24 protein-coding genes and 1 riboswitch are annotated in these 26,286 nt (G+C 67.5%); of the genes, 8 read left to right on the plus strand and 16 right to left on the minus strand.

What is annotated here, in order from left to right:
* The first annotated feature begins 1 nt into the window (after position 1).
* Positions 2-751 (plus strand): cobalt-precorrin-6A reductase, encoded by a 750-nt coding sequence (locus ACOEQ1_RS06845; protein WP_419758667.1) that lies wholly within the window; start codon positions 2-4, stop codon positions 749-751.
* Here ACOEQ1_RS06845 and cobJ read toward each other — a convergent pair.
* The 7 genes from cobJ to ACOEQ1_RS06880 all read right to left on the minus strand — a co-directional run bounded on the left by cobJ (position 724) and on the right by ACOEQ1_RS06880 (position 8,478).
* On the minus strand, positions 724-1,485 hold the full coding sequence (gene cobJ, locus ACOEQ1_RS06850) for a precorrin-3B C(17)-methyltransferase (RefSeq protein ID WP_419758445.1): 762 nt from the start codon (positions 1,483-1,485) through the stop codon (positions 724-726). The two genes, ACOEQ1_RS06845 and cobJ, sit on opposite strands and share 28 nt — an antisense overlap.
* Entirely contained in the window at positions 1,482-2,219 is a 738-nt protein-coding gene (locus tag ACOEQ1_RS06855; RefSeq protein ID WP_419758446.1) for a precorrin-2 C(20)-methyltransferase, read from the minus strand. Before ACOEQ1_RS06855 ends, cobJ begins: the two co-directional genes overlap by 4 nt.
* Positions 2,216-2,848 (minus strand): precorrin-8X methylmutase, encoded by a 633-nt coding sequence (locus ACOEQ1_RS06860; protein ID WP_419758447.1) that lies wholly within the window; start codon positions 2,846-2,848, stop codon positions 2,216-2,218. The genes ACOEQ1_RS06855 and ACOEQ1_RS06860 overlap by 4 nt, the downstream gene beginning before the upstream one ends.
* On the minus strand, positions 2,845-3,954 hold the full coding sequence (locus tag ACOEQ1_RS06865) for a hypothetical protein (protein ID WP_419758448.1): 1,110 nt from the start codon (positions 3,952-3,954) through the stop codon (positions 2,845-2,847). Before ACOEQ1_RS06865 ends, ACOEQ1_RS06860 begins: the two co-directional genes overlap by 4 nt.
* Complete coding sequence (locus tag ACOEQ1_RS06870; protein ID WP_419758449.1) at positions 3,951-6,998, minus strand: cobaltochelatase subunit CobN; 3,048 nt, start codon at positions 6,996-6,998, stop codon at positions 3,951-3,953. The genes ACOEQ1_RS06865 and ACOEQ1_RS06870 overlap by 4 nt, the downstream gene beginning before the upstream one ends.
* An 80-nt stretch (positions 6,999-7,078) precedes the next feature.
* Positions 7,079-8,110, minus strand: coding sequence for a cobalamin biosynthesis protein CobW (cobW, locus tag ACOEQ1_RS06875; protein ID WP_419758450.1), 1,032 nt, complete (start codon positions 8,108-8,110; stop codon positions 7,079-7,081).
* The gene (locus ACOEQ1_RS06880; protein ID WP_419758451.1) at positions 8,107-8,478 is read right to left on the minus strand and encodes a DUF1636 family protein; all 372 of its coding nucleotides are present in this window, start codon (positions 8,476-8,478) and stop codon (positions 8,107-8,109) included. The genes cobW and ACOEQ1_RS06880 overlap by 4 nt, the downstream gene beginning before the upstream one ends.
* A gap of 111 nt (positions 8,479-8,589) precedes the next feature.
* A riboswitch (cobalamin riboswitch) is annotated at positions 8,590-8,811 on the minus strand.
* Between the two features lie 9 nt (positions 8,812-8,820).
* On the opposite strand from ACOEQ1_RS06880, the gene cobU reads away from it, so the two are divergent.
* Positions 8,821-9,339: a bifunctional adenosylcobinamide kinase/adenosylcobinamide-phosphate guanylyltransferase gene (gene cobU / locus ACOEQ1_RS06885; protein WP_419758452.1), complete on the plus strand. Its 519-nt coding sequence runs from the start codon at positions 8,821-8,823 to the stop codon at positions 9,337-9,339.
* Complete coding sequence (gene cobO / locus ACOEQ1_RS06890; protein ID WP_419758453.1) at positions 9,336-9,998, plus strand: cob(I)yrinic acid a,c-diamide adenosyltransferase; 663 nt, start codon at positions 9,336-9,338, stop codon at positions 9,996-9,998. Before cobU ends, cobO begins: the two co-directional genes overlap by 4 nt.
* 39 nt (positions 9,999-10,037) lie before the next feature.
* On the opposite strand, the gene ACOEQ1_RS06895 is transcribed toward cobO, so the two are convergent.
* Entirely contained in the window at positions 10,038-11,111 is a 1,074-nt protein-coding gene (locus ACOEQ1_RS06895) for an alpha/beta hydrolase (RefSeq protein ID WP_419758454.1), read from the minus strand.
* Positions 11,112-11,295: 184 nt separating this feature from the next.
* On the opposite strand from ACOEQ1_RS06895, the gene ACOEQ1_RS06900 reads away from it, so the two are divergent.
* Entirely contained in the window at positions 11,296-11,589 is a 294-nt protein-coding gene (locus ACOEQ1_RS06900; protein WP_419758455.1) for a hypothetical protein, read from the plus strand.
* 12 nt (positions 11,590-11,601) lie between these two features.
* On the opposite strand, the gene ACOEQ1_RS06905 is transcribed toward ACOEQ1_RS06900, so the two are convergent.
* From ACOEQ1_RS06905 to ACOEQ1_RS06915, 3 genes are all read right to left on the minus strand, one after another.
* Positions 11,602-12,963, minus strand: a complete 1,362-nt coding sequence (locus ACOEQ1_RS06905) for an alpha,alpha-trehalose-phosphate synthase (UDP-forming) (RefSeq protein ID WP_419758456.1) — start codon at positions 12,961-12,963, stop codon at positions 11,602-11,604.
* 49 nt (positions 12,964-13,012) lie between these two features.
* A complete protein-coding gene (otsB, locus tag ACOEQ1_RS06910; protein WP_419758457.1) occupies positions 13,013-13,738 on the minus strand; it encodes a trehalose-phosphatase in 726 nt (241 codons plus the stop codon).
* A 91-nt stretch (positions 13,739-13,829) separates the two neighbouring features.
* A complete protein-coding gene (locus tag ACOEQ1_RS06915) occupies positions 13,830-14,222 on the minus strand; it encodes a YraN family protein (RefSeq protein ID WP_419758458.1) in 393 nt (130 codons plus the stop codon).
* Between the two features lie 165 nt (positions 14,223-14,387).
* Between ACOEQ1_RS06915 and ACOEQ1_RS06920 the strand changes: the two genes are divergently transcribed.
* Positions 14,388-15,488 (plus strand): aldose epimerase family protein, encoded by a 1,101-nt coding sequence (locus tag ACOEQ1_RS06920; protein WP_419758459.1) that lies wholly within the window; start codon positions 14,388-14,390, stop codon positions 15,486-15,488.
* A 13-nt stretch (positions 15,489-15,501) separates the two neighbouring features.
* Here the strand turns inward: ACOEQ1_RS06920 and ACOEQ1_RS06925 are convergent, their stop codons facing one another.
* Entirely contained in the window at positions 15,502-17,028 is a 1,527-nt protein-coding gene (locus tag ACOEQ1_RS06925) for a cryptochrome/photolyase family protein (protein ID WP_419758668.1), read from the minus strand.
* Between ACOEQ1_RS06925 and ACOEQ1_RS06930 the strand changes: the two genes are divergently transcribed.
* Both ACOEQ1_RS06930 and ACOEQ1_RS06935 read left to right on the plus strand, forming a co-directional pair.
* Complete coding sequence (locus ACOEQ1_RS06930; protein ID WP_419758669.1) at positions 16,909-17,970, plus strand: PPK2 family polyphosphate kinase; 1,062 nt, start codon at positions 16,909-16,911, stop codon at positions 17,968-17,970. The genes ACOEQ1_RS06925 and ACOEQ1_RS06930 overlap by 120 nt on opposite strands.
* Before the next feature lie 517 nt (positions 17,971-18,487).
* On the plus strand, positions 18,488-19,480 hold the full coding sequence (locus ACOEQ1_RS06935; protein ID WP_419758460.1) for a glycoside hydrolase family 5 protein: 993 nt from the start codon (positions 18,488-18,490) through the stop codon (positions 19,478-19,480).
* A 41-nt stretch (positions 19,481-19,521) separates the two neighbouring features.
* Here the strand turns inward: ACOEQ1_RS06935 and aqpZ are convergent, their stop codons facing one another.
* On the minus strand, positions 19,522-20,265 hold the full coding sequence (gene aqpZ / locus ACOEQ1_RS06940; RefSeq protein ID WP_419758461.1) for an aquaporin Z: 744 nt from the start codon (positions 20,263-20,265) through the stop codon (positions 19,522-19,524).
* Positions 20,266-20,521: 256 nt separating this feature from the next.
* Between aqpZ and ACOEQ1_RS06945 the strand changes: the two genes are divergently transcribed.
* Positions 20,522-21,973 (plus strand): methyl-accepting chemotaxis protein, encoded by a 1,452-nt coding sequence (locus ACOEQ1_RS06945; RefSeq protein ID WP_419758462.1) that lies wholly within the window; start codon positions 20,522-20,524, stop codon positions 21,971-21,973.
* Positions 21,974-22,053: 80 nt separating this feature from the next.
* Here ACOEQ1_RS06945 and ACOEQ1_RS06950 read toward each other — a convergent pair whose 3' ends face one another.
* The 3 genes from ACOEQ1_RS06950 to betB are packed head-to-tail and all read right to left on the minus strand — an operon-like array spanning position 22,054 to position 26,107.
* Positions 22,054-22,452, minus strand: a complete 399-nt coding sequence (locus ACOEQ1_RS06950; protein WP_419758463.1) for a DUF2177 family protein — start codon at positions 22,450-22,452, stop codon at positions 22,054-22,056.
* Positions 22,453-22,460: 8 nt separating this feature from the next.
* The gene (betA, locus tag ACOEQ1_RS06955) at positions 22,461-24,116 is read right to left on the minus strand and encodes a choline dehydrogenase (protein WP_419758464.1); all 1,656 of its coding nucleotides are present in this window, start codon (positions 24,114-24,116) and stop codon (positions 22,461-22,463) included.
* Complete coding sequence (betB, locus tag ACOEQ1_RS06960) at positions 24,116-26,107, minus strand: betaine-aldehyde dehydrogenase (protein WP_419758670.1); 1,992 nt, start codon at positions 26,105-26,107, stop codon at positions 24,116-24,118. The genes betA and betB overlap by 1 nt, the downstream gene beginning before the upstream one ends.
* Positions 26,108-26,286: the final 179 nt, after the last annotated feature.

Consider the following 26,286-nt stretch of genomic DNA (forward strand, 5'->3'; position numbering starts at 1 on the left):
ACTGCGGGTGCTCATATTGGGGGGAACCGCCGAGGCGTCGGCGCTCGCGCGGCTGCTGGCGGGCGAAACATGGGTCGCGCCCGTGCTCTCCTTCGCCGGGCGGACGGTCTCGCCCGTGTTGCCGCCCATCCCGAGCCGCATCGGCGGTTTCGGCGGCGCCGAGGGTCTCGCCGCGTATCTGCGCGCCGAGGCGGTCGATCTTCTGATCGATGCGACGCATCCCTTCGCCAATCAGATATCCATCAATGCCGAGCGCGCGGCCGAGGCGACCGGCATGCCGCGACTGGTGCTGCAACGTCCCCCCTGGATCGCGACGCCGGGCGACGACTGGCATTACGTGCCCGACGTTGTCGCCGCCGCTGCCGCTTTGGGTAAGGCTCCTCGGAGGGTTTTCCTTACGATCGGGCGCCAGGACTTGCTGCCGTTCCAGGCAGCGGCCCATCATTTCTACCTCATCCGCAGCGTCGATCAGCCGGACCCGGCGCTGCTGCCGCCGCACGTGGAAATCCTCACCGGGCGCGGCCCCTTCACCGAAGCCTCCGATCGCGCCCTCATGGAGCGCCACGGCATCTCGGTGCTGGTGACCAAGAACTCCGGCGGCACCGACGGCAAGCTGCGCGCCGCCCGCGCGCTCGGCCTCCCCGTCATCATGGTGGACCGGAAACCGGCACCGAGAGGCGAGACCGTAGCCGCGCCCGAGGCCGCTGTGACTTGGCTCCACGCTCATGCGGAAACCTTGCGGGGGGCATAGAGCCAATCCCGCCGCCCCTCCCCGCGCGCGATGCGGCGGGTTTCGGCGGTGCCTATCAGCACCAGCGTCCGCATGTCGGCGCGCAACGGCTCGGCTTCAGCGAGGGTCACGATCTCGATCCGCTCGTCTGGCCGGCTGACGGCGGTGGCGAAGACCACAGGCGTCTCGGCGGGCAGGATGCCGCGGAGATGATCGAGCGCCGCGCCCAGCTGCCAGGGTCGAGCGCGCGAGATGGGGTTGTAGAGCGCCAGCGCGAAGCCGGCGGAGGCCGCGGCACCCAGCCGCTCCAACACGAGCGGCCAGGGCTTGAGGTTGTCCGAGAGCGAGACCACCGCGAAGTCATGGCCCAGCGGCGCGCCCACGCGCGCGGCGGCGGCCAGCATGGCCGAGATGCCGGGGATGACCGTCACCTCGAGCGCGCGCCACGCGGCGGGGCCGCTCTCAATCGCCTCGAAGACGGCGCTCGCCATCGCGAACACGCCGGGATCGCCGCCGGAGACGACACCCACCATCTGTCCCTCGGCGGCGAGCGTCAGGGCGGCTCGCGCGCGGTCCAGTTCCTCGCGGTTGTCGGAGGCATGGTGTCGCGTACCCGGCCGCTCAGGGAGACGCTCGATATACGGAAGATAGCCGAACAGGTCGGTGCAATGATCGAGCGCCGCCTGCGCCTCGGGCGTGAGGAGCGCGAGGTCGCCCGGTCCGAGCCCGATCACGAAGAGCCTGCCACCGCTCATCGCGGGCCTTGCCGCCCTGGCACCAGTATCATCGAAAAGTAGGGCGCGGACCCATCGGCGATCTCGGCCAGCGGGAGCACACGCGAGCCCGCCATCGTTCCGCGTTCGACGTAGATGGCGCGGTCGGACCGGCCCAGGGCTGTCAGCACGGAACGCACCTTGGCGAGGTTCCGCCCGAGCTTCATGATCACCGCCGCGTCGACGCCCAGCAGCGAGCTGTGCAGGGCGGCCTCCGTCATCGTCCCCGGCACCACGGTCAGCACGTCGTCGCCGTGCGTCATGGGCAGCTGCGCCTCGGCCCAGCAGCCGCTCATGCCGAGCACGCCGGGCACGATCTCCATCGGGAACCGCTCGCGCAGCCGGTCGAAGAGATACATCGAGGAGCCGTAGAAGAACGGATCGCCCTCGCAGAGCAGCGCCACGTCCAACCCCTGCTCAAGCCGAGCAGCGACGGCATCGGCGGCGGCGGCGTAGCAGGCCGCCATGGCGTCGACATAGCGGCTGTCCCGATGCGGGATCTCGGTCGTGGCCGGGTAATCGAAACGCAACTCCTCGGCTTCCACGCCGATGTGGCCGTCAGCGATGGTACGCGCATGGCCGCGCTGGCCGGCCTTGGCGAAATAGGCCACCACCGGCGCCTGCCCCAGAATGCGGGCCGCCTTCAGCGTCAGCAGTTCGGGGTCGCCCGGACCCATGCCGAGCGTGAACAGCGTGCCGGGAGCTTGGGCGGTCACTCGGCCTCGCTCGCGAGAGCATTGACGGCGGAAACCGCCATGGCGCTGCCGCCGCGCCGCCCCTCGACGATGAGGAAGGGCACACGGCCATCCGCTGCGAGCGCCGCCTTCGATTCCGCCGCGCCGACGAAGCCGACGGCCAAGCCGATCACCGCCGCCGGCCGCGGCGCGCCCTCGTCGAGCAGTTCGAGCAGATGAAACAGCGCCGTGGGCGCATTGCCGATGGCGACCACCGCCCCGCCCAGCCGCTCACCCCAGAAGTCGAGCGCCGCCGCCGAGCGGGTGTTGCCGATCGCCCGCGCCCGCTCGGGCGTCTCCGGCGCATCCAGCGTGCAGATGATTTCATTTCGAGCCGGCAGGCGCGCGCGGGTGATGCCATGGGCGACCATCTTGGAATCGCAGAGGATCGGCGCGCCAGCGAGCATTGCGGCGCGGCCCGCTTCGGCGAAACCGCCGCCGAAGCGGATGGCCTCGGCAATCTCCACCATGCCGCTGCCATGGATCATGCGGACGGCGATCCGGGCTTCCTCCGGCGAGAAGCGGGAGAGCTCAGCCTCGGCGCGGATGATGGCGAAGGACCGCGCGTAGATCGCGGCTCCATCGCGGATATAGTCGTAAGGGCCGCTCATGCTGGCACGCTCTGCATCAGCGCCGCGCACTGCGCCAGTGTCAGGCCATGCGCCACCGCCTCGTTGCCCGGACGGCCGCGGCGGATGAAGGTGAAGCGCCCATTTTCGCCGACGAGCGTCACCTCGGCCGGTCCCGGATGGGCGCAGCCCTTCGCGCAGCCGGAGAGATGCAGCAGCGGATCGCCTTCATGGCGTGACAGCGCGAGGCTCTCGGCGGCGGCATAGGTCTCCACCTCTCCGCGGCTGCAGGAGGGCGCGCCCACACAGGTGACGATGCCGAGGCGCCGGTCATCCGGCTCCGTCATGAGGCGAATTTGCCTGGCCAAATCCCTCAACAACCCCTCATCGCGACGTTCGACGCCAGCGATGGCGAGGCTTTTCCATGGCGTCGGGCGCAGGCTTCCATCGCCCAGTCGCTCTGCCAGGTCGGCAAGGCTGGAGAGTTGCGTCGCCTGAAGCTGTCCGAAGGCCGGTGCGAGGAGGACCGCTCCCTGTCTGCCGTCGCCGTAGGGGTGGAAGCCAAGCGCGGGGCGTGTGTCCGTGCGACCCGCGACCTGCCTCGGCGCGCAGGCGCGCACCTCCGCCAAAGCGAGGGCGCGCGCTGCCGCGTCCTCAACGGCGACTTCCGCACCGTCGAGCAGCCAGCGGCCGCCGGCGGCGCGGAGCGTCACGTCGAGCGAGAGGCCCGCCAGCGGCAGGGCGCCGCCGCCGTCGATCAGGACGCCGAACTTGGCGGGCAGCGCCAAACCGGAAGCGCGGGCAATGGCCGCCGCGAGATCCAGGGTTTCCGCCGCCACACCGGGATCTGAGCCGGCCAAGGGGGAGACGAGGATCGCCGGACCATCGTCCGCCGCACCCACGGCCTCCATCGCCGCCGCGAAAGGCTCGACCGTCTCCGGCCGCAGCCCACGGATTTGCAGGTTTGCCCGGTTGGTGATCTCGATCCGCCCGTTGCCATACCGCGTGGCGGCCCCGGCAACGGCACGGGCAATAACCGCCGTGATGACCGCCGCGCGCGGCCGGACGCGCACCAGCCAGCCATCGCCGGATTCCATCGGCCGCAGCAGGCTGGGGCACCAGCCCCGCTTGAGGTCCGCGCCCATCATTCAGCCGCCATGGCGATGCTGTTCCGGCGGGGCCGCCACAGATCGCGCGCCAGCGCATCGCGGAACCGCGCCTCCAGCACCGCCAGCGCCGCCGGGTTGGCCTCGCCCAAAAACTCCGTCACCGCCGCATCGCCGAGCGTCGCGTCATAAAGCTGCTCGAACTGGTCGTCGAACCGATCGCCGAACGTGGCTGCAAAGCCACTCAGGCTCTCGGCGCCACGCACGATCTCGGCCGCGCCCCGGTAGCCGTGGCGCATCATGCCGGCGATCCAGCGCGGATTGGCGGCGCGCGACCGCACGATGCGGCGCACCTCCTCGGCGACCAGACGGGGCTTCGGCGCCTCAGGATTGCTGGTGTCGAGGTGATAGAGCACGGGCGCGCCGCCGAGCATGGCCGCGGCCGCCGCGAACCCGCCCTCATGCGCCGCATAGTCGACGCTCTCGAGAATGTCGGTCTCGGCGTGGTCCTGGGTGTGGACGAAGCCGTCCGCCGCGCCGACCCGCGCCGCAAAGCCGGCGGCATCCGCTAAACCGTCGTCCGTGTCCCAGGCGGTCGCGGAACCGGCAAGGTAGGACCGCCCCGCCTCCTGCTTGCCGTCGACCAACACGACGCCGCTGCCATAGCCGCCGGCGACCGGGCCGAAAACCCGCGCGCCGGAACTGGTCACCAACGGGTTCCAGTCCGCCGCCTCGTCCCGGGCCGCGACGGCGCGCGCCGCCTGATCGAACAGCGCGATCTGACCGGCGAAGGCATCGCGGAACAGGCCGGAGATCCGCAGGCTGACATCCACCCTCGGCCGGTCGAGCACCGCCAGAGGCAAGACCTCGAAGCCGCTCACCCGGCTCGACCCCTCGTCCCAGAGCGGGCGGACGCCCAGCAGAACCAGCGCCAGCCCAAGATCCTCGCCGCCGGTGCGCATGGTGGCGCTGCCCCAGAGGTCGATCACCAGGGCGCGCGGCCAGTCGCCCTGCTCCTGCCGATGGCGGGCAAGCAACGCCGTCGCGGCGCGTTCGGCGAGCGCCATCGCCGACCGGGTCGGGATCGCGCGCGGATCGAAGGTGACGAGGTTCCGCCCCGTCGGCAGGACATCGTGGCGGCCACGGGTCGGCGCGCCCGCTGGACCCGGCGGGATGAACCGGCCGTCGAGCGCCGAGAGCAACGCACGCCCCTCGGCTTCCGCGCAGGCGTCCAGCGCCGCCACAGGCAACCCCGCCGCGAGCAAGCCCGCCCGCTGAGCCGGTGCGGGCGGCTGCCCGAACACATGCAGCCCATCGCGGATCTGCATGTCCTTCACGTCGCACAGGTAGGCGTCGAGTTTCGCGAGTGCCGCGTCCTCGCCCTCGATCTCCGGTTTGGCGCCGCTCTCGGCGAGCAGGCCGGAGGTGGTGGCTTCCACGAGGATCTCGCGCCGCAGCGCGTTCGCCCGCCGCCGGTCGAGCCCATCGGCGCCCGCGAACTCGTCGATCAACCGCTCAAGCATTGCCGCCCGGCCATGCAGTCCGGCGCGCTGCAGAGGCGGCGTCAGGTGGCCGATGATGACCGCGCCGAGGCGGCGCTTGGCGGGCGCGGCCTCGCCCGGATTGTTGACGATGAAGGGATAGATCACGGGGAGACCCCGCGTCAGCGCCACCGGCCAGCACTCTGGCGAAAGCGCCGCCGCCTTGCCCGGCAGCCACTCCAGGGTGCCGTGCGTGCCGAGATGGATCATCGCGTGGATGTCCGCCTCCTCCGTCAGCCGACGATAGAAGTCGACATAGGTGTCGGCGGGCGGGGCTGCGGGGTCATGATAACCGGCCCGGCGATCGGCGCCCGTTCCGCGATCCGGCTGCACCGCGACGGTGATATTGGCGAGATCATACCCTGCTGCCAGAAGCCGTTGGCGGATCGCCGTGACGCTCGCGAGGCTGTCGAGCCCGACGGCATGGCCGACCTCATGGCCCTCCCCGCCGGGATAATCCGATAGAATGACGGCGATCCGCCGCTCCGCCGGCGGTGTTGACGCGAGCCTCACCCAGCCGGCGGCACGGTCGGCGGCCAGTGCAATCCCATCCGGATCGGGCACCAGCCGGGCGAGCCCTGTCTCGTCGCGTTCCTTGAACGAGACGGCCGTCGTGAGCAGCCGCCCATCGGTCTCCGGCAGCACGACCTGCATGGCGAGGTCGGCCTGCGACACCCCGCGCGACGACGCCTGCCACGCGGCGCGGCTGGTGCCGGCCTGAACCAGTTGCAGCACCGGCACGCCCGCCGCTTCCAACGGCGACGGCGCATCCCCAAGCCTCGCGGAGAAGCCCGTCAGGTTCAGCACCACCGCGGGCTTCCAGGCGATCAGCCAGTCACGCACGAAGGTCGCGGCCGCCGGGTTCTTGAGGCTGTCCACGAAGACCGCCCGCGCGCCGAGGCCTCGCGCGGCCAGCGCCGCCATCAACGCCTCGATCGTCGCTGTCTCGCCCGCCAGCAGATGCGAGCGGTAGAAGACGATTGCCGCATCCGGTGCAGACATAAGGATATGCTTATCAGTAAGCAGACCGAACTCGGGTAGCGCGACGGCTGTCGCGGGCGCCTCCGGCCAGAGCGTCGCCGCATGCGCCGCGCCAATGAGCGCCCGCGCAAGATTTTCGGAGCCTCCCTGACGCAAACAGGCGTCGATGGCGGCCCGAGCCGCGTGCGCCATTGTCGAGACGGCAGCGAGCTTCGGATCATCCGCGGGCCCATCACCCGGCAGCACGGCCAGAAGCACGCCCGAGGCCGCGCATGTGGCTGCGACCTCTTCCACGCCGTAGCGCCAGTAGTCGAGGCCGCCGAGCAGCCGGATGACAACCACGCGGGCCTCGGCCACAAGACGTTCGCACAGCAGATCGACTGAGAGCGGATGCAGGAAACGCCCAATGCGCTCCATCCGGACGCTTGGAAAGCCAGCCGGGAGCACCGCCGCCGCTGCCGCGCTCAGGTCGCTGTCGGAGAAGGACAGAAACAGGATGTCCGCGGGCGAGCCCTCGGGTTCCACCGCCGTTTCGCCTTCCTCCAGCCCGTGAGTTTCGCGCACCAGCAGATGCATCGCTCAACCGCAACCGAAGAGAGTTTTTGCTTCTTTTCGCAACAAGAAGCGCTTGATCGTTTTCGCGCTCATCCCAGTATCGCCCGCTCGATCGCCGGACGGTCGAGGCCACGGCGTCCGATCACCACGATGGACCCGCCGCGCGGCTCCTCCGGACGCCAGGCCCGGTCGTATTCATGGCGAAAGCGCGCGCCGACGCCCTGCACCACCAACCGCAGCGGCTTGCCCGTGACGCTCGCGAAACCCTTCATCCGCAGCACGTCATGCGCCTGCGCCGCCGCCCGCAGCCGCGCGACCAGCGGCTCCGGCGTCGGCTGCTCGCCGACATCGACGACGAAGCTCTCCCAATCATCGTGCTCGTGCGCGCCATCGACCGCGTCATGATGGGAGGGCCGGGACGCCAGATCGTCCTCGGCCTGCGCCGCCAGTCCGAGCAGCACCGCAAGGTCGACGCGGCCCTCGCGCGCCGGGATCACCTTCACCGCTCGCGGCAGGGCGCCGTTCACCGCCGCCAGCACACGCGCCAGTTCGGCCTCGCCCATGAGATCGGTCTTGTTGAGCAGCACGAGGTCGGCCGCGTTCAACTGGTCCTCGTAAACCTCGGCCAGAGGGTTGTCGTGATCGAGCGACGGGTCGGCGGCCATCTGCCGCGCGACCTCCTCCGGATCATCGGCGAAGCGGCCGGCGGCGACGGCGGGTCCGTCCACCACGGCGATGACCCCATCCACCGTCACCCGCGCGCGGATCGCCGGCCAGGAGAACGCCTTGAGCAACGGCTTGGGCAGAGCCAAACCCGACGTCTCGATGACGATATGCTCGGGTGGGTTCGGCCGGTCCATCAGGGCCTCCATCGCCGGCAGGAACTCGTCCGCCACCGTGCAGCAGAGGCAGCCGTTGGACAGCTCGACGATGCTGTCCTCGTCGCAACCCTCGATGCCGCAGCCGGCGAGCAGCGCGCCGTCGATGCCGAGGGAGCCGAACTCGTTGACGATCACCGCGATCCGCCGGCCGCCGGCGTTCTGAAGCAGGTGGCGGACGAGCGTGGTTTTCCCGGCGCCGAGGAAGCCGGTGATGATGGTGGCGGGGACGCGCGCGCTCATGCTGCCGGCTCCAGGCCCGGGATGCGCCCGATGACGACGTCCTTCAGGCTCGGCGCCCTGCGGCTCGGCATGACGGTCCCCGTCGCGGCGGCGGAGTAGAGGCGGGCGTAGGCGACGAGGTCGTCGGCGTGATCGGGCGACAGGCGGCCGAGCAGGTAGCCCCATTTGCCGGAGGCGGTGGCGGCGGCGGAGCAGCCATCGCCGCAGAGGGCGAGGCAGGTCACGGGCTTCAGCGCGAAGGGCTCGTCCTCCGTCATGAGAGCGGCGATGCGGTCATGCAGGATGAGGCCGGGCCGCGGCTCATCGGGGAAGCCGCAGGTGACGCAGACATGCAAGGTAGCGTTGTTGTCGAGGGTATGGGTGGCCACATCGCGCTCCGGTTCAGCACGCCCTCAGCGTCGGGCGGAAACGGGGATGCGGCCGCGGGCGGAGGCCCGTGGCTTGGAGGAACGAACCCGCCGAGGCACCCCGCCCGGAAGGAACAACAGCCGTGCGATGGCAGGTCTCCTGGCTCGCGGATCAGGCGCCGTCCGGTCGTCCTTCCCAGACCCCGAGGGGCCCAGTGGAAAATGACCGGCAGGCTTTCCGCTTACAGTTGCGGGGGCAGCCGCGGCATTGGATGGCGTCGCCATCCGCACCGCATTCCCTTTTCATCCTCCAAGCGGTTGCCCGTTGGAGGAACCATCGGGAATGATCTAAGAGCCGGGCCAATGGCCCGTCAACCGGATACCTCAGTGACCCTCATCCTCGGCGGCGCGCGATCCGGCAAAAGCCGGCACGGCGAAGCGCTCATCGGCGCCCATCCGCCGCCATGGACCTACATCGCGACCGCCGAGAGCTGGGACGACGAGATGGGGGCGCGGATCGCGCTGCACCGGGCAAGGCGGGACGAGCGGTGGCAGACGGTCGAGTCTCCGCTGCGCCTGCCCGCAGCACTGGCCGAAGCGGCGGGTGCGCCCGTTCTCGTCGATTGCCTGACGTTGTGGCTGACCAACCTGATGCTCGGCGAGCGCGACGTGCCTGCCGCGACGGAGGCCTTGCTCGCGGTGCTGGCGGCGAGGTCGGCGCCGACGGTGCTGGTGGCCAACGAGGTCGGGTTGGGCGTCGTGCCCGAGCACCGCCTGGGGCGGGATTTTCGCGATGCCGCCGGGGTGCTGCACCAGCGGATCGCGAGCCGGGCCGACCGGGTGCTGTTCATGGTGGCCGGTCTGCCGATGGTGGTGAAATGAGCGACAGCCCGAAGCCTGAAGCCGGCGTCGAGGCCGGCGTCGAGGCCGGCGTCGAGGCTGGCGTCGAGGCTGGGCGCTGGCGCGAGAAGATGGCGCGGCGCAAGGCGGTTCAGGATGCCGAGGTGGCAGGCAAGACGATCGAGAAAGGCCTGCTGCTCGTTCACACCGGGCCGGGCAAGGGCAAAACGACGGCGGCGATGGGGCTCGCGCTGCGCATGCTGGGGCGTGGCCGTGCGGTCGCCATCGTGCAGTTCATCAAGGGCGCCTGGAGCACCGGCGAGCGTGGCGCGCTTGCACGCTTCGACGACCTTCTGGCCTGGCACAGCATGGGCGAAGGCTTCACCTGGGAGACGCAGGATCGCGCGCGGGACATCGCCGCCTGCGCCCGCGCCTGGGACGAGGCAAGGGCGCAGATGGCGCGGCCGGAGGTCTCTCTGGTCGTGCTCGACGAGTTGTGCATCGCGCTCCGCTACGAATACCTCGATGTCGCGGAGGTTGTGGGCACGCTGACGGCGCGGCGGCCGGGGCTGCATGTCGTGGTGACGGGACGCAACGCGCCCGCCGCCTTGCTGGAAGCCGCGGATCTCGTGACGGAGATGCAGGCGGTGAAGCACCCCTTCAAGGCGGGCGTGAAGGCGCAGGAAGGGATCGAGTTCTAGCCGCCGACGGCCGCGCGAGCGGCCGCCGGTCGTATGGGGTCAGTGGCCGAGATACTGGCCGAAGAAGGCGCCGATTTCAGTGAAGGCTTCGCGGGTTTCCGGCACGGTGTCGTCGAACTGATACTGCGCGTGAGATTCACCCTCGAACACCTCGAGGATGGCCGGCACGCCCGACCGCAGCAGCTTGCGATGCACGCGCACCGTGTTGCTCAACAGCAGATCGCGCGTGCCGGTCGTCAGGATCGCCGGCGGGAAGCCGTGCATGTCGCCATAGACCGGCGACAGCAGCGGATCGCTCAGATCATGGCCCTTGGCGTAGATGAGGGTCGCCGCGTGGCAGAACCCGCTACGGGAAACGAGGACGTTGTCGACCTTCTCATTGGTGTAGAAACTGTCGCCGGTCTTGGTCACGTCGGACATCGGCGTGCCCGGCGCGATGGCCCCCGGCAGAGGCAGCCCGTCCTGCCGTGCGCGCAACACCATCTCAAGCGTGAGCGCGCCGCCGGCGGAGGTGCCGAAGAAGGCCACGTCCTTCGGCTTTGTCGTCTTCAGGACCTCCTTGTAGACCGTGACGGCATCGTCGAGCGCGGTTGGGAAATAAGCCTCAGGCGGCATGCGGTAGTCGACCGAGATCACCTTGTAGTGGGCGAACCCTGCCATCATGATCCCCTCCGTGGCGCCGGACTCGCCCGGAAACAGCACGTAGCAGCCGCCATGGACGTGAATGAGGACCTTGTCCTTGTTCTCCGGCGGCATGTCGGCGGGCGTCAGGACGTAGACGTGGACGCCGCCCATCGACGTCGATGTCATCGTCACATGCAGCCGGGAGAGCATTCCCGGAATGGTCGGCACGACGCCTGCGGCTTGTTTGTCGGCATAGGCGCGGGCCTCGGCGCCGGTCTTCCATTGATCGTTCCAGTCCGGATTGAGCGGCTTGGCGATGAATGCCTGCATCTGCGGGCTGATGTCCGCGTACGGCGCGGGCAAGGTCTTTGCCGGTTCCTGCAGGGGCGCGAGCGGTGGATTGGGCGCGGTCGCGCCCTGTGCGAGAGCGGCGATCGGCGCCGCCGCGACGAAGGCGATGACAAAGGCAGCGAGCCCTTTGGGCTTCATGACGTCTTCCTCCCCATGATTATAATCGTCTTTGGCCACCACGCAGTCCGGTCGCGCGCGGCAGGTGTATGAAAGCGCTACCATCGCAGAAGCAAAGCGGGGATTTCTCACAACTTTGTGCTATCGGCATGAGCCGCGCCGTCTTCAACGCCGGCAAGGTTCCGGCACCACAGGAGCGTCCTCCATGTCGCACCGGCCAAGTCTTTGGCTTGTCGTTGCTGCCGTCAGCCTCGGATCGGTCCTTGCCGCACCCGCCCAGGCGGAGGACCAGGCCGCGGCACTCGCCTGCTCGAAAAGCCTGCCGCCCGAAGCCATGACGATCTACCAGGATTCCGCACCCTACGTGTCCCCGGACACCGACATGCGGTCTCTGCTCAGGACACGCGTCAAGGCGCTGATCATGGCAGGCAGTGTCCAGCGGGCGACGGCCCGTGGCTCCGCCATCGCCGCCTACGGCTGCCTGAGGCACCTCAAATGAAGCGACCGCTTCTCAGGCACGCAGCATGTCGAGAAAGGTGTCCGTGAACAGCGTCGGCGTTCCCGCCCAGACTGTCTCCCGCAGCGCCTGCCAGCGCTCCTTCCGCTCGGGCAGCTCCATGGTGAGCGCCTGATTGATTGCCTCCGCCACTTCATCGGCGTCGAAAGGATTGACGATCAGGGCTTCGCGCAGCTGATCCGCCGCCCCGGCGAAGCGTGACAGGATCAGCACGCCCGGGTCGGCGCTCGACTGCGCCGCGACGTATTCCTTCGCGACCAGGTTCATGCCGTCCCGCAACGGCGTCACCACTCCGACGCGCGCCACACGGTAGAAGCCGGCGAGGCTTTTCCGGCTCAGCGCCCGCGTCATGTAGCGGATGGGGACCCAGTCGAACTCGGAGTAGCGGCCGTTGATATCGCCCACCAGCCGGTCGAGCGTGCGACGGAGTTGCTGGTAGCGGTCGACATCCTCCCGCGAGCGCGCGGCGACCTGCAGCATGGAGATGTTGCCCCGATGTTCGGGGAAGCGCTCCAGGAGCTGGTCGAAGGCCCGGAAGCGGTTGGGCAGGCCCTTGGAGTAATCCAGCCGGTCCGCGCCGATCGCGAGCGCCCGGCTGAACAGGCTTTCGCGGATCCGCTTCACCTCGGCGCCCCGGGCCGAGCGGGCGGCGATGGCGGCGAATTCCTCCGCATCGATGCCGATGGGATCGCTGAGCGTCCGCACCCGTCGTCCGTCATAGACGAAGCTGCCGTCCTCGTCGGGCGACACATCCAGGAAGGCGCTGACGCAGGCGAGGAAGGCGTGCCGGTGATCCTCGGTATGAAAACCCACCACGTCGTAGGCGCAGAGGCTCTTGAGGAGCGGGACGCCGCACGGCAGCGCGTCAAGGATTTCGGGCGGCACGAACGGGATATGCAGGAAGAACCCGATGCGGTGACGCGCGCCGAGCTGCCGCATTTCCAACCCGGCCGGGATGAGCTGGTAGTCGTGGACCCAGACGAGGTCGTCGTCGTTCAGGAGCGGCAGCAGGGCGCCGGCGAAATAGGCGTTCACGCCGCGGTAGCCGTCGTATTCGTGGCGCAGGAAGTCGAGGAAATCGAGGCGGTAGTGCAGCAACGGCCACAGCGCGCCGTTCGAGAAGCCGACGTAGAACTCGTTGTATTCCTTATCGGTCAGGTCGACCGTGGCATAGGTGACCCCTTGCGCCTCGTGGATGCTGGGCGTGCGGCCGCCCGTCCCGCGCTTGCCGCTCCAGCCGAACCAAAGTGTTCCAGGCTTGAGCCCGGAGCCGAGAGCGACCGCAAGGCCGCCGGCGCGGGGCGACTTCTCCGACGGGATCTGCACCCGGTTGGAGACGATGACGAGGCGAGACAAGGCGATTCCTTTCGTTCCGTGGGCGCGGGCCGATGCGGCGGAGGTCGGTTCAGAGACGGTCCGCCATGTCGGCAAGCCACGCCCTGACGTTGGCGGCGGCGCCGCCGAAGTTGCGTGCCACATGCAGGCCGGCACCGCCATGCGCCACGGCGGCGTCGATGCCCTCTTCATCGGTCACATCGTCACCGATGAAGACGGGGACGCGCCCCGCGAACGGCGCGAGCTTCATCAGCCGGTCGACGGCGTGGCCCTTGCCGACGCCCTTGGGGCGGATTTCGAAGGCCATCAAAGCCGGGAGCAGCTCCGCGCGCCCATCCGCAGGCGCGATGAGCGCGCGCATGAAGGCCTCGATCCCGGCCCCATCGCTCGGTGCCTGCCGGTAGTGGATCACGAGACCGATCGTCTTCTCCTCGAGGAAGGCCCCCGGCCAGCGCGGCAAGGCCTCGTTGATCGCCGCGATCCAGCCGGGGCGTTCCGGCAGCGCCGCCTGGTGGACTTCCAGCGTCCCGTCCGGGAGACGCACGCGCGCGCCGTGCTCAGCCGCGACGCAGATGCCGGGGATCGGGATGAGAGAGACGATGTCGTCCAGCGGGCGGCCGCTGACGATGGCGAGCGCGCCGCCGAGAGCGTTCCGCAGTCGCGCCAGAACGGCCGGCAACTCGGGCGAGACCCGGACCTCGTCGTGTCGCGGCGCGATGTCGATCAGCGTGCCATCAAGATCGAGAAAAAGGGCCGAGCGAAGGGTGAGCGGCCGTATCGAACCGTAATCGATCATCCACGTCCTGCTCTGATGTGCGCCGCGTCGGCGCAGCAGAGATAGAGCGTATCGGCGGAAGCGTCACCCCGGAGTTGAGGGCCCGGCCGTTTCAGCCTTCGTCACGGAAGGCGTCGGGCACATGACGCATATGACCCTTGGCATCGACGAGCCACGCGTCGAACCGCGTTCCAGCCTGGCCCCAGCTGGGATTTTCACCCTGCAGGATGGCTGCCGCCTGGCACAGACGACGGCGTTGCCGCTCGCCAAGCGCGTAAGCCGCAGTGTCGAGATCCCGACGCGTCTTCACTTCGATCAGGGCGAGCAACCCGTCGCGCTCCGCCGCGATGTCGATCTCGCCGGCGGCGGTTCGCATCCGACGGCCATGGATGGTCCATCCGCTGGTCGCGAGGGCAAGCGCCACCTTGCTCTCGCCATCGATCCCGCTGCGCTGCGCGCGCCGGCCCCGCGCCGCCTTGCGCTGGATCGACGCGGGTTCGTTCATGATGGTTCCGGCTGCTACCATGGGTTGTGTATGACACAACCTGACGAGGATGGCAGTGAAAACTTTGGGGCGTCCCTCAGGCCGCCCTATGGGCTTGCCCGGACGCTGGGGCTACGCTGCCTCCAACAGGAGGGCCAACATCATGAGCGCCGGTGGAACGAAACAATGAGCCTAGAGAGCGGTAGCGTATCGGCGGCGATGGGCCTCACCCACAAACCCTTCGGCACCCTTTCGTCGGGCAAGCCGGTCACGGAGTACCGCATGCGCAACGCGGCGGGGCTGGAGGTGCGGTTTCTCGACCTCGGCGGCATCGTCACGGCGATCCTCGCGCCCGACCGCGCGGGCCACTTCGCCAACGTCACCCTGGATCAGCCCGACATGGCCGGATACGAGGCCAATGCCGGCCATTTCGGCGCCCTCATCGGCCGGTTCGGCAACCGCATCGGCGGGGCATCCTTCACCCTCAGCGGCAAAACCTACCATCTGGCCGCCAACGACCACGGCAACACACTGCATGGGGGCATCGTGGGCTTCGACCGCGCCCTATGGAGCGTCACCGCCGCCCAGAGCGGCCAGGCGCTGTCCGCGGTGCTGAACCACGTCAGCCCCGACGGCGACGAAGGGTTCCCCGGCACGCTGAAGGTCGAAGTCGTCTACAGCCTCAACGACGACAATGAGTTCCGCATCGACTATCAGGCCGTGACGACCGCCGAAACCGTGCTGAACCTGACCAACCACGCCTACTTCAACCTCGCCGGCAACGACCAGGGTTCAGCCCTCGACCAGATCGTGCAGATCAACGCCGAGAGCTACACGCCCGTCGACGCCGAAGGCATCCCTACGGGCGAGATCGCCCCCGTGGCGGGAACGCCGCTCGACCTCCGGCAGCCAAAACCGATCGCCGCCGGTATCCGCATCGCCCATCCGCAGATCCTCATGCAGAAGGGCTACGACCACAACTGGGTGCTCGACAAGCCGAGCCCGAACGCCATGACGCTCGCCGCCCGCGCCTACGATCCGGTCAGCGGACGGATGCTGGAGGTCGAGACGACGGAGCCCGGCCTCCAATTCTACACGGGCAACTACCTCAGCGGGAGCACCGCGGGCACGGCCGGCGTCGCCTATCGCCAGTCGGACGCCTACTGTTTCGAGACCCAGCACTTCCCGGACTCGCCGAACAAGCCACAGTTCCCGACGACCACCCTGCTGCCGGGCCATATCTTCCGGTCGAGCACCGTCTATCGCTTCAAGACCGACCGCGGATGATGTCCAGGAAGCATCAGTAGTCGCTCGATAATCCGCCAAGAAAGGCCGCCGCCTGATCCTGCACGGCGGCCTTTTTCGCCTCGTCCATCCGGTCGAGCGAGGCGTAGATCATCGCCATGCGCTGATTGCCCCGAAGCATCGGGGCGTTCGCCATGAGAAAGTTCCAGTAGAGGAAATTGAACGGACAGGCCCGCTCGCCCGTGGTCTGCTTCACGTCGTAGCGGCAGTGACGGCAGTAATCGGACATCCGGTCGATGTACTTGCCGCTCGCCGCATAGGGCTTCGAGCCCAGATAGCCGCCATCCGCGTAGAGGATCATGCCCTGCACGTTGGGCAGTTCGACCCACTCGTAGGCGTCGATGTATACGGCGAGATACCACTCCGCGACCTCGGACGGCCGCGCGCCGATCAGCAGCGCGAAATTGCCGGTCACCATGAGCCGCTGAATGTGATGCGCGTGGGCAAGCCGCCGGGTCTGGTCGACGCATTGGTGCAGGCAGTTCATCTCGGTCGGCGCGCCCCAGAACAGCCCCGGCAGAGCCCGGTAGGCGCCGAGCCGGTTCGTCTGCGCGTAATCCGGCATCTTCAGCCAGTAGATGCCGCGCACGTATTCGCGCCAGCCGAGGATCTGGCGGATGAATCCCTCCACGGCGTTCAGCGGCGCCAAGCCGTCGCGCCAGGCCTGTTCCACCGCGGCACAGACCGCGCGCGGATCGAGAAGCCCCGCATTCAGATAAGGCGAGATCACGGAGTGAAAGAGCCGGTCCTCGCCCTGCCGCATGGCGTCCTGATAGTCGCCGAACGACGGCAGCCCGTGCTCGAGAAAATGCGCGAGCGCCCGCTCGGCATCGCGAGCCGTCACCGCGTAGTCGAACCCCTCGAGCGTCCCGAAGTTGTTGCCGAAGCGCGAACCGACGAGCGCGAGCACATCGCGCGTGACCGCATCCGGCTGCACGAAAAACTCCGGCGGCGTCGCCAACCGCGCCGGCAGCGGCTTGCGATTTTCAACATCGTAGTTCCAGGCGCCGCCAGCAGGCGTGCCGTCCTCATCCATCAGGAGGCCCGTGCCGCGCCGCATCTCGCGGTAGAAGAACTCCATGCGCAGTTGACGCCGGCCCTCCGCCCAGCCCCGGAACTCCGCCCGCGAGCAGAAGAACCGGTCGTCCTCCCGGATTTCCACCGGCACGCCAGCCTCCGCCTGCCAATCCTGCATCGCATGCAGCACGCGCCACTCGCCCGGATGGGTCACCACCACGGACGCCGCCCCAAGCCGCTCGACCGCCCGCGCAAGCTCCGAACCGAAAGCGCCGGTGTTGGCCGGATCGTCGAGCGTCACGTAGTCGACGGTGAAGCCTGCCTCGCGAAGCTCCGCCGCGAAATGGCGCATGGCCGAGAAGATGAAAGCGATCTTCTTCGGGTGATGCGGCACGTAGGAGGCTTCGTCCGCCACCTCCGCCATCAGCACGACATCGTTTCGAGGGTCCGCGTCCGAAAGAGCCGCGATGCCGCGCGACAGCTGGTCGCCGAGGATATATCGCAGCACCGGCCTTCGCTTTGCCCTCATGAGCCTGATATAGCTCGCGCAACGCCAAGGAGAAGGCCGATCAGCGACCATTATGAGGAGAGCCGCCGGCTGCTCGGTTCCTGCCGCATTCGTGAAACAGGCCCGCTCGCGCTGAGCCGGCATGAAACCGACAGCAGGATCCCCGGTCTCGACAAGAAATCCGGCGCCCGCGCGCTCGCGGCCACACTGCGCGCCACGGCGGATCTTCAGGCTCGTCTCGTCGCCGAGCGCCGCTGGGGCGTGCTGCTCGTCCTGCAGTCCATGGATGCCGGCGGCAAGGACAGCACCATCCGCCACGTCTGCCGCGGCATCGACCCCGGCGGCCTGCGCGTCGCCTCCTTCAAGGCGCCGTCGCGCGACGAGATGGGGGAAGACTTCCTGCGCCGCACCTCCCAGGCGCTGCCGGTACGCGGCGAAATCGGCGTCTTCAACCGGAGCTACTACGAGGAGGTGCTGATCACCCGCCTCCACCCCGAATTGCTCGCGGCCGAGCACCTGCCCCAACCCGAGCTGAACGACCGCATCTGGCACGGCCGGCTGGAGGACATCGCCGCCCACGAACGCTATCTGGACCACCAAGGCATCCTGGTGCGGAAAGTCTTCCTGCATATCTCGAAGGATGAACAGCGCCGCCGGTTCCTCCGCCGCCTCGACCGCCCGGACAAGGTCTGGAAGTTCGACCCCGCCGATCTCGCCGAGCGCGCTCTCTGGGACAAGTACGTGACTGCCTATGAGGAGGCGATAGCCGCCACCGCGGTAGACCACGCACCGTGGTACGTGATCCCCGCGGACCATAAATGGGTGGCGAGGCTGCTCGTCGCGACCCTGCTGCGGACGACGCTCGAGGCGCTCGACCCGCAATATCCTCCGCCCGGCAAAGGCGTGAAGGACGCACGACAAAAGCTCGAAGAAGAGTAGAGCGCGCGGTATCCGAATATTGGCCGGCGCGTTACCACCATCAACGCGCGGCATACCATCCGTAGAACCCGAATATTCCGTTACATCGAGTTCTAGTTTAAATAGTCTCGAATTCAGTAAGAATACGGAAACCGGGACTTTGATTGAAATTACCTCATGCCCGTCGACAACATGTTCAAGAACATGATCATCAAGTGCCGAAAACGACCGAGCAAATATCTTTACCTTCCCATTGAACTAAGTGTAGACGTTCCTGGCGCTTCCGCGCGACGCGGTTGTGTTTGCATCTGAACGAGACGAGATCATTGGAAAATAGCCTTGGCCGTTACACGGTGCATCTGCGACCGTATTTGAATTAACTGCAACGGACGGCAGCGCCTGTCGCGCCAACTCTGTGCTTCCTTGCAGGAGTCTGGTGCCGTTCGCGGCCAACACGATGTGACAACATGCAATGTGAGACGCGATTGAGGCGCGCCTGAAGCCATGCCTCTGCCCGTGCGATCTCGTGGAGAAGATAATGAAGAAACTTACCATGGCGGTGACGCAACTGCTCGGCGTTGCGCTCACGGCCGTCACTGCTCAGGCCGCATCTCTATCCTATGTCGGGGTCAACCTATCGGGTGCAGAGAGCGGCAGCCCCACGAGCGGCGTCTATGGCTACGGGTACATCTACCCCACGCCCGCGGAGGCTGATTACTTCACCGGCATCGGACTAAACTTCTTCCGCGTTCCGGTCGCCTGGCAGCGGTTGCAGCCGACACAGTATGGCTCGCTCGATACGACGCAACTCGGCTACCTCGATGCCTTTGTCGCCGAGGCCGCAAAGGACAAGGCGGGCGTCATAGTGGACGACCACGACTATGGCATCGCCTTTGGAAACGACATTGGAACGTCCGGCACACCGACCTCCGCCTTCGTGGATTATTGGAAACAGCTGGCCGAACACTACAAAAGCATTCCTAACGTTGTCTTCGGGATCGAGAATGAACCGCATGACCAGAGCGCGACCGACTGGGCCGCCGTCGTCCAGGCGGTGATCAACGCAATCCGGTCGACGGGGGCCACTCAGGCGATTTTGGCCTCCGGCAGCGACTGGGATGGCGGCGCGCAATGGATAAGCTCCGGCGACGCGGCAGCAATGGTCGGCATAACGGACCCGCTCAACAAGACCGTCTTCGAAATCCATGAGTATCTCGATACCGCAGCCACCGGTACGGATTGCAGCATCGTCTCGCCGACGATCGGGCCGGAAGATTTGGCTGCCGTGACCAACTGGGCACAATCCAACGGCAAAAAATTGTGGCTCGGCGAGATCGGCGTCTGTAGCGACAACGCGAGCTTGTCCGCGTTCACAAACACGCTGAACTACATCAACGCGAACACCAATGTCTGGCAGGGCTTGACCTACTGGGCCGGCGGTCCCTGGATGGGGGACTACATGTACTCCGCCGATCCCTTGAGCGATGGAAGCACTCCGCCGCAACTGGCCGCGCTGCTGGCGACCCAGTAGGGTTTCCAGCTCGGCTTCTAAACCCGCCGGCCGGCCTCGCCCTAAGCCGCACTTGTTTCCTCGATGACGACCGTCTCGGTGATCGTTGCAGGTTCCCATAAAGTTCGCGCAAGGGCACCTGCGACGACCGCCCCCAGGATCGGCGCGATCCAGAACATCCAAAGCTGCGCGGTATACGCGCCCCCGGCGAACAAGGCCGGGCCCGTGCTGCGCGCGGGGTTCACGGAGGTGTTCGTGATCGGGATCGAGATCAGATGGATGAGCGTGAGCGCAAGGCCGATGGGGATGCCCGCGAAGCCGCTGGCGGCACCCTTGGAGGTCGTGCCGACAATGATCATCAGGAAGAAGAACGTGAGCAGGAACTCGGCCAGGAAGCAGGCGGGCATGGCAAACTTGCCGGGGCTCAGAGCGCCGTACCCATTCGCGGCGAACGCGCCCGGGACCCAGCCGGGCTTGCCTGAGGCGATGAGATAGAGCGCGCCCGAGGCGAGGATCGCGCCGAGAACCTGCACGATGACATAAGGCACCACGTGCTTGTTCGCGCAGCGCCCGGCGGACCACAGGCCGAGCGTGACAGCCGGGTTGAAGTGGCCGCCTGAGATATGCCCGACGGCGTAGGCCATGCTCAGCACCGTCAGCCCGAAGGCGAAGGCGACGCCGACAAAACCAATGCCGAGTTGCGGAAAGGCCGCCGAGAAAATGGCCGCGCCGCAGCCTCCGAACACCAGCCAGAACGTTCCGATAAACTCTGCCGCCAGACGGCGCTGCATATCCGTGTGCAACATGCGGTCAACCCCCTCGCTATTACACGCAGCAGGTTTACGTTCCGATAACGTTTCTTGTGCTGCTTTGAGAGGAAGTGTCGCACGGATCAACGTATTGCTGAAGGCCAGGACAGTAACGAGAGGCTAAGCCGTTCGGACAGCCGAGGCGTAGGCCGGACGAAAAACCTACTTCGGGCAAGCTCGCCCGCGGCTGGCTTTACCCCTCGTTAAGCTAGATCCTTTTACTAGGTGGCAGCTTCTTCGGAGTGAGCGGATCGTGAAGTGGTATGTCAAGGCTGCGCCTGTCCGGCTCAAGCTGGTCATCGCCTTCGGGCTGCAGTTCGGACTGGTGGCCGTGGCCGGCCTTCTGGGCACCGGGACGTTCGGCACCGGACTTGGCGGCGCCACGGGGCATGCAATGCTTGCCGCCATTCTCGCAGCCTCGGCCATCGCCGGCTTCGCCTGCCGCGCGGCCATCGCGAACCCCTACGTCGCGACAGTCGAGAGGATGGAAGCGCTCGCTGCCGGGAACATCACGACCCCCGTCCGCTTCACCGACCATACCGATTGCGTCGGGCGTCTGACAGTGGCGATGGAAGTGTTCCGGACGAATGCCGTCGCTCGCCGGGAGGCGGAAGCGGAGGCCGGGGCAGTGCGCGCGGCAGCCGACGAAGAGAGAGGAAAGAACGAGCGGGCCCGCGCTCAGGCCTCGGCCAACCAGAAAGAGGTGGTGGAGGAGCTTGCGAAGGCGCTCATCAGCCTCGCCAACGGCGACCTCAGCTACAAAATCAACAAGTTCTTCAGCGTCGACTACAAAACCCTCCGCATGGACTTCAATCTCGCCTCGAGCAGGATGGAGAGCACCATGCACAACGTGATTATAAGCACGAACTCAGTCTCCACAGGTTCGCGTGAAATCAACGGCGCCGCAGCTGACCTTGCCCGCCGCATCGAGCAGCAAGCCGCGCAACTCGAGCAATCCGCCGCCACGCTGGCGGAAGTCACCGGCACGGTGGAGCAGACCTCCCAGAACGCCAAAAGCGCCGCGGAGCTCGCCGCCGCCGCCCGCGCCGACGCCACGGCTTCCAGCACGGTCGTGCGGGACACCATCAACGCCATGACGGGCATCGAGGCCTCGGCGCGCCAGATCGCGAACATCATCAGTGTCATCGACGAAATTGCCTTCCAGACCAACCTGCTGGCGCTGAACGCCGGCGTGGAGGCAGCGCGCGCGGGGGATGCGGGCCGCGGCTTCACCGTGGTCGCGACCGAGGTGCGCGCGCTCGCGCAGCGTTCGGCGGATGCCGCGAAGGAGATCAAGGCGCTTATCTCCGCGTCCGGCAAGCAGGTAGGCACCGGCGTCAAACTTGTGAACGAGACCGGCCACACCCTGCAGCGCATCACCGGACAGATCAGCGACCTCGCGGAACTCGTGCAGGGCATCGCGGGCGCGGCCAATCAGCAGGCGACGGCACTGAAACGGGTGAACTCGTCTGTCAGCCAGATGGATCGCGTAACGCAGGAAAACGCGGCGATGGTCGAAGAAACAAACGCGGCGAGCCAGTCGCTCTTCAACGAAGCCGACAAGCTCACCGCGATGCTGTGCGACTTCAAGGTCGGCAGCGCGCCAGCCGAAGCAGGCGCCGTCAACGCCTCCGCAGCGCGACAGCAGCAAATGAAATCTGCCGTTCCTCGCACGGCCGCGGCTGTCGCCGTCGCCGTCGCGTAGCAAGGCTCGACACCGTTGCAGGCGTCATGGGGGCCGGTGCGGGCGCTACGCCGCCCGACACGCGGGAGGACCAGCTACCATCAGCGCCTGCGGCGCCGCTCCCGCATGATCGACCATGCAACGAGCGATACGATTGTGCTGATGACCATGCCCCAGACAACATCCTCGACCGTCAGCGTGAGGTCCCAGTTCTTAAGCACCGCGTAGTTCGTGAGGTCGTAGGTCGCATAGGTGAAAAGGCCGAACAACGCGCCATGGGCCACCACCCATGCCGCGCCATGCCGCGTTCCAGGGCGCGCGACGAAGATCATCAGCCCCAGCGTGTCGAGGACATAGAACAGGACGGCAGGGGCGACGCGCACATTTGCCGCCAGCATGTCGCCCATGACGGCGCGATAACCTGGCCCCATCAACACAAGCCAGATGGCATCGAGCGCCACGAAAACGATCAGCGCGGCGAGATAAGCCAGAAACGGCATGGGGAGCCTCAGCGTTGCGCGGTCTGCCAGTTCGGCGCCATGTAGAATGGCGCATTGGAGGGCGCCAGCATCGGCCGCCCAAGGATGTGGTCAGCCGCCTTCTCGCCGATCATGATCGTCGGCGCGTTCAGGTTGCCGGTCGTGACGCTCGGCATGATGGAACTGTCGACGACGCGCAACCCCTCGAACCCGATCACGCGCGTCTCGGGGTCGACGACCGCCATCGGATCGGCCGGATCGCCCATGCGGCAGCTGCAGGAGGGGTGGTAGGCGCTCTCCACCTTGGAGGCGACGAAGGCGTCGATCTGGTCGTCGGTGACGATGTCGGCGCCGGGCTGGATCTCCCGCCCGGCGAACGGCGCGAAGGCGGGTTGGGCGAAGATCTCGCGCGTCAGCCGCACGCAGGCCCGCATCTCCTCGCGGTCGTCCGGGTGGCTGAGGTAGTTGAAGAACACACGCGGCTTGTCGAGCGGATCGGTCGAGCGCAGCCGCACCCAGCCCCGGCTTTTGGAGCGCATCGGCCCGACATGAGCCTGCATCCCATGCTCCGTGGCGAGGCTCTGGCCGTCATAGGACACCGCGAGCGGCAGGAAGTGATACTGGATATCGGGATAGGGAATGCCGGCACGGCTGCGGATGAAGCCGCAGGTCTCGAAATGATTGGTCGCCCCCAGCCCATCCCGCCGCAACACCCAGCGCGCCCCGATCATGCCCTTGGAAACCAGGGACTGGGCCGAGAACAGGGTGATCGGCTGCGTCACCGCCACCTGGAAATAGAACTCCAAATGGTCCTGCAGATTCTCGCCGACGCCCGGACGATCGGCGGCAACGGTAATGCCGTGCTCGCGGAGTTCCGCCGCCGGACCGATGCCCGAGAGCTTCAGCAACTGGGGCGAGTTGATCGGGCCACCGCAGAGGATGACCTCGCGACGGGCGCGGACCTCGGTCTCGGTGCCCTCCCGCCGGTAGCGGACGCCGACAGCACGACGCCCCTCCAGCAGGATGGCGGTGGCGAGCGCATCCGTCCGCACCTCGAGGTTTGGACGGTCAAGCGCCGGCTTGAGGTAGGCGTTGGCCGCACTCCAGCGCTGGCCGCGACGGACGGTCATGTCCATCCGCCCGAAGCCCTCCTGCTGGTAGCCGTTGATGTCCTCGGTTTCGGGGTAGCCCGCCTGTTTCGCGGCCTCGATCCAGGCCCGGTAAAGCGGGTTTTTGGTCGGGCCATAGGAGGTGTGGAGCGGTCCGTCGGAGCCGCGATAGCTGTCGCCGCCCTCCTCCCGCGTTTCGGCGCGGCGGAAATAGGGCAGGACGTGGCGGTAGCCCCAACCACGCGCGCCGGCCTGCTCCCAGCCTTCGTAGTCCATGGCGTTGCCGCGCACATAGACCATGCCGTTGATGGAGGACGACCCGCCAAGCACCTTGCCGCGCGGCGTATGCATGCGACGGCCGCCGAGATGCGGCTCGGGTTCGGTCTCGTAGAACCAGTTGTATTGCGCGCGGTTCATCGGGATCGACAGCGCCGCCGGCATCTGGATGTAGATCGAGCGGTCGGAGCCGCCATACTCCAGCAGGAGCACGCTGTTCTTGCCATCCTCGGTCAGGCGGCTGGCGAGCACGCAACCGGCCGAACCCGCGCCGACAATGATGTAGTCGAAGCTTTCCATTAGTAGGGCGCTTCGACGTCGGTCAGCGCCACGTAGACGCTCTTGATCTGCGAGTAGTGGTCGAGCGCAGCGCGGGAGTTCTCGCGTCCGAGGCCCGACATTTTATAGCCGCCGAAGGGCAGTTCGATGGGCGTGATGTTGTAGGTGTTGATCCAGCACGTCCCGGCCTCGAGCTGCGCGATGACCCGGTGGGCGCGGGCGAGATCCCGCGTGAACACGCCCGCACTGAGGCCGAACTCGGTGGCATTGGCGCGCGCGATCGCCTCCTCCTCGGTGTCGAAGGTCAGCACCGCCATCACGGGGCCGAAAATCTCCTCGCGCACGATGGAGTGGTCATCCGTGCAGCCGTCGAAGATCGCGGGCGAGACGAAGAAGCCACGGCCCAGACCGTCCCGCGTCACCCGCTCGCCGCCACAGAGCAGCCGCGCGCCGTCGGCCACGCCGCGCGCGATGTGGGCCAGCACCTTCTGCATATGAGCCTCCGAAATCAGCGCGCCCATCTGCGTCGCGGGGTCGAGCGGATCGCCCACCACGATCTTGCGCGTGCGCTCCAGCAGGCGCTCGAGGAAACGCTCGCGGATGGAGCGATCGACGAAGACCCGCGTGCCGTTGGAGCAGACCTCGCCCGCCGAGTAGAAGTTGCCGAGCAGCGCGCCCGACACGGCGTTCTCGATGTCGGCGTCCTCGAAGACGAGGATCGGGGATTTGCCGCCGAGTTCCAGCGTGACCTGCTTGAGCGTCTCGGCCGCCGCCGCCATGACCCGCTTGCCCGTCGGCACCGAGCCGGTGAGCGAGATTTTCCGGATCGCCGGATGCGCGGTGAGCAGGCCGCCGGTGCGGCCGTCGCCGGGGAGCACGTTGAAAACGCCATCCGGGACACCGGCTGCCGTCATGATCTCGCCGAGCTTCAGCGCGGTGAGCGGCGTCAGTTCCGAGGGCTTGAAGATCATCGCATTGCCGCAGGCGAGCGCGGGCGCGGCCTTCCAGCAGGCGATCTGCAACGGGTAGTTCCAGGCGCCAATGCCGGCGACGATGCCGAGGGGCTCTCGCCGCGTGTAGCCCATCGCGGCGGGACCGAGATCGACGCTCTCGCCGGTGATGCCGCCCGCGAGGCCGGCGAAATACTCGAGGCAGTCGGCACCGGATACCACGTCGACGACGCGCGTCTCCTGGATCGGCTTGCCGGTGTCGCGGGTTTCCAACTCGGCCAGCTCGTCGTTCCGCTGGCGCAGGATATCGGCGACGCGACGCAGAATGCGCCCCCGCTCCATCCCCGTCATCCGCGCCCAGACCTTCTGCCCGGAGCGCGCGGCGGCGACGGCGGCTTCGACCTGGGCGATCCCGGCGATCTCAAGCGACGCCAGGGCCTCGCCGGTGGCGGGGTTCGCGGAGACAAAGGTCTCGGCGGTCGCGTCAGGAGCCGCACGGCCTCCGATCCAGGCGGCGAGGCGCCGTTGCGAAGATGCGGCCGGCACCGGCGGGCTCATAGGCATCGCGTATCCTTCCGTACTGGCCGCCAGCTGCGTGTCGACGAAACCGGCGGCGATCCGGCGCGCGGCATCGGCGTCGGACGGGCTCCATGAGGCCGCCAGCGTCGTCCGCAGCCAAAGCCCGTCGATGATGGCGGCGATGATGATCGCGAGGCGCTCGGCCTCCGACGAGGGCGCGAGCAACGTCAGGGCATGGCGCAGGTTGGAGAGCACGCGCCGCTGATAGATGCGCTGCACGCGAAGGAGCCGGTCCGAATGGATCGCCTGCCCCCAGAAGGCAAGCCACACCGCGCCGGTGCGCTGATCCATCTCCTCGGGCGCGAGGTTCGCGTCGATGACCGCCTGGAGCCGTGCGCGCGGTGTGGCGGCGGCGCGAAGGCGAGCCGCGGCCGCGCGACTGAGGCGGGACGCAAGGCTGCGCAACGTCGCTTCGAGCAAGCCGTCTTTATCGCCGAAATAATGCGCGACGAGCCCCGTGGAGACGCCAGCCTGTTTGGCGATGAGCCCCGAGCGTGGTCGCGCTGAAGCCGACCTGGGCCATAACGAGAATGGTTGTGTCGATCAACTGCTTGCGGCGAACATCTTCCGTATCCCGGCGCGACACGCGGCTCTCCAAGGGTGAAATTGGGCCGGTCTGATCTTGCAGACGACCGTCGGCCGAACCTAGGGTTGATTGAACG

Origin of the sequence: Acidisoma sp. (genome assembly GCF_965199065.1) — a bacterium.
Taxonomy (GTDB): domain Bacteria; phylum Pseudomonadota; class Alphaproteobacteria; order Acetobacterales; family Acetobacteraceae; genus Acidisoma.

Excerpts from the sequence above, each read along its gene's own strand:
- cobJ (WP_419758445.1), bottom strand. The coding sequence starts at position 1,485 with ATGAGCGGTGGCAGGCTCTTCGTGATCGGGCTCGGACCGGGCGACCTC.
- ACOEQ1_RS06860 (WP_419758447.1), bottom strand. The coding sequence starts at position 2,848 with ATGAGCGGCCCTTACGACTATATCCGCGATGGAGCCGCGATCTACGCG.
- ACOEQ1_RS06865 (WP_419758448.1), bottom strand. The coding sequence starts at position 3,954 with ATGATGGGCGCGGACCTCAAGCGGGGCTGGTGCCCCAGCCTGCTGCGG.
- cobW (WP_419758450.1), bottom strand. The coding sequence starts at position 8,110 with ATGAGCGCGCGCGTCCCCGCCACCATCATCACCGGCTTCCTCGGCGCC.
- cobU (WP_419758452.1), top strand. The coding sequence starts at position 8,821 with ATGGCCCGTCAACCGGATACCTCAGTGACCCTCATCCTCGGCGGCGCG.
- cobO (WP_419758453.1), top strand. The coding sequence starts at position 9,336 with ATGAGCGACAGCCCGAAGCCTGAAGCCGGCGTCGAGGCCGGCGTCGAG.
- ACOEQ1_RS06895 (WP_419758454.1), bottom strand. The coding sequence starts at position 11,111 with ATGAAGCCCAAAGGGCTCGCTGCCTTTGTCATCGCCTTCGTCGCGGCG.
- ACOEQ1_RS06900 (WP_419758455.1), top strand. The coding sequence starts at position 11,296 with ATGTCGCACCGGCCAAGTCTTTGGCTTGTCGTTGCTGCCGTCAGCCTC.
- otsB (WP_419758457.1), bottom strand. The coding sequence starts at position 13,738 with ATGATCGATTACGGTTCGATACGGCCGCTCACCCTTCGCTCGGCCCTT.
- ACOEQ1_RS06915 (WP_419758458.1), bottom strand. The coding sequence starts at position 14,222 with ATGAACGAACCCGCGTCGATCCAGCGCAAGGCGGCGCGGGGCCGGCGC.
- ACOEQ1_RS06920 (WP_419758459.1), top strand. The coding sequence starts at position 14,388 with ATGAGCCTAGAGAGCGGTAGCGTATCGGCGGCGATGGGCCTCACCCAC.
- ACOEQ1_RS06930 (WP_419758669.1), top strand. The coding sequence starts at position 16,909 with ATGCGGCACGTAGGAGGCTTCGTCCGCCACCTCCGCCATCAGCACGAC.
- ACOEQ1_RS06935 (WP_419758460.1), top strand. The coding sequence starts at position 18,488 with ATGAAGAAACTTACCATGGCGGTGACGCAACTGCTCGGCGTTGCGCTC.
- aqpZ (WP_419758461.1), bottom strand. The coding sequence starts at position 20,265 with ATGTTGCACACGGATATGCAGCGCCGTCTGGCGGCAGAGTTTATCGGA.
- ACOEQ1_RS06950 (WP_419758463.1), bottom strand. The coding sequence starts at position 22,452 with ATGCCGTTTCTGGCTTATCTCGCCGCGCTGATCGTTTTCGTGGCGCTC.
- betA (WP_419758464.1), bottom strand. The coding sequence starts at position 24,116 with ATGGAAAGCTTCGACTACATCATTGTCGGCGCGGGTTCGGCCGGTTGC.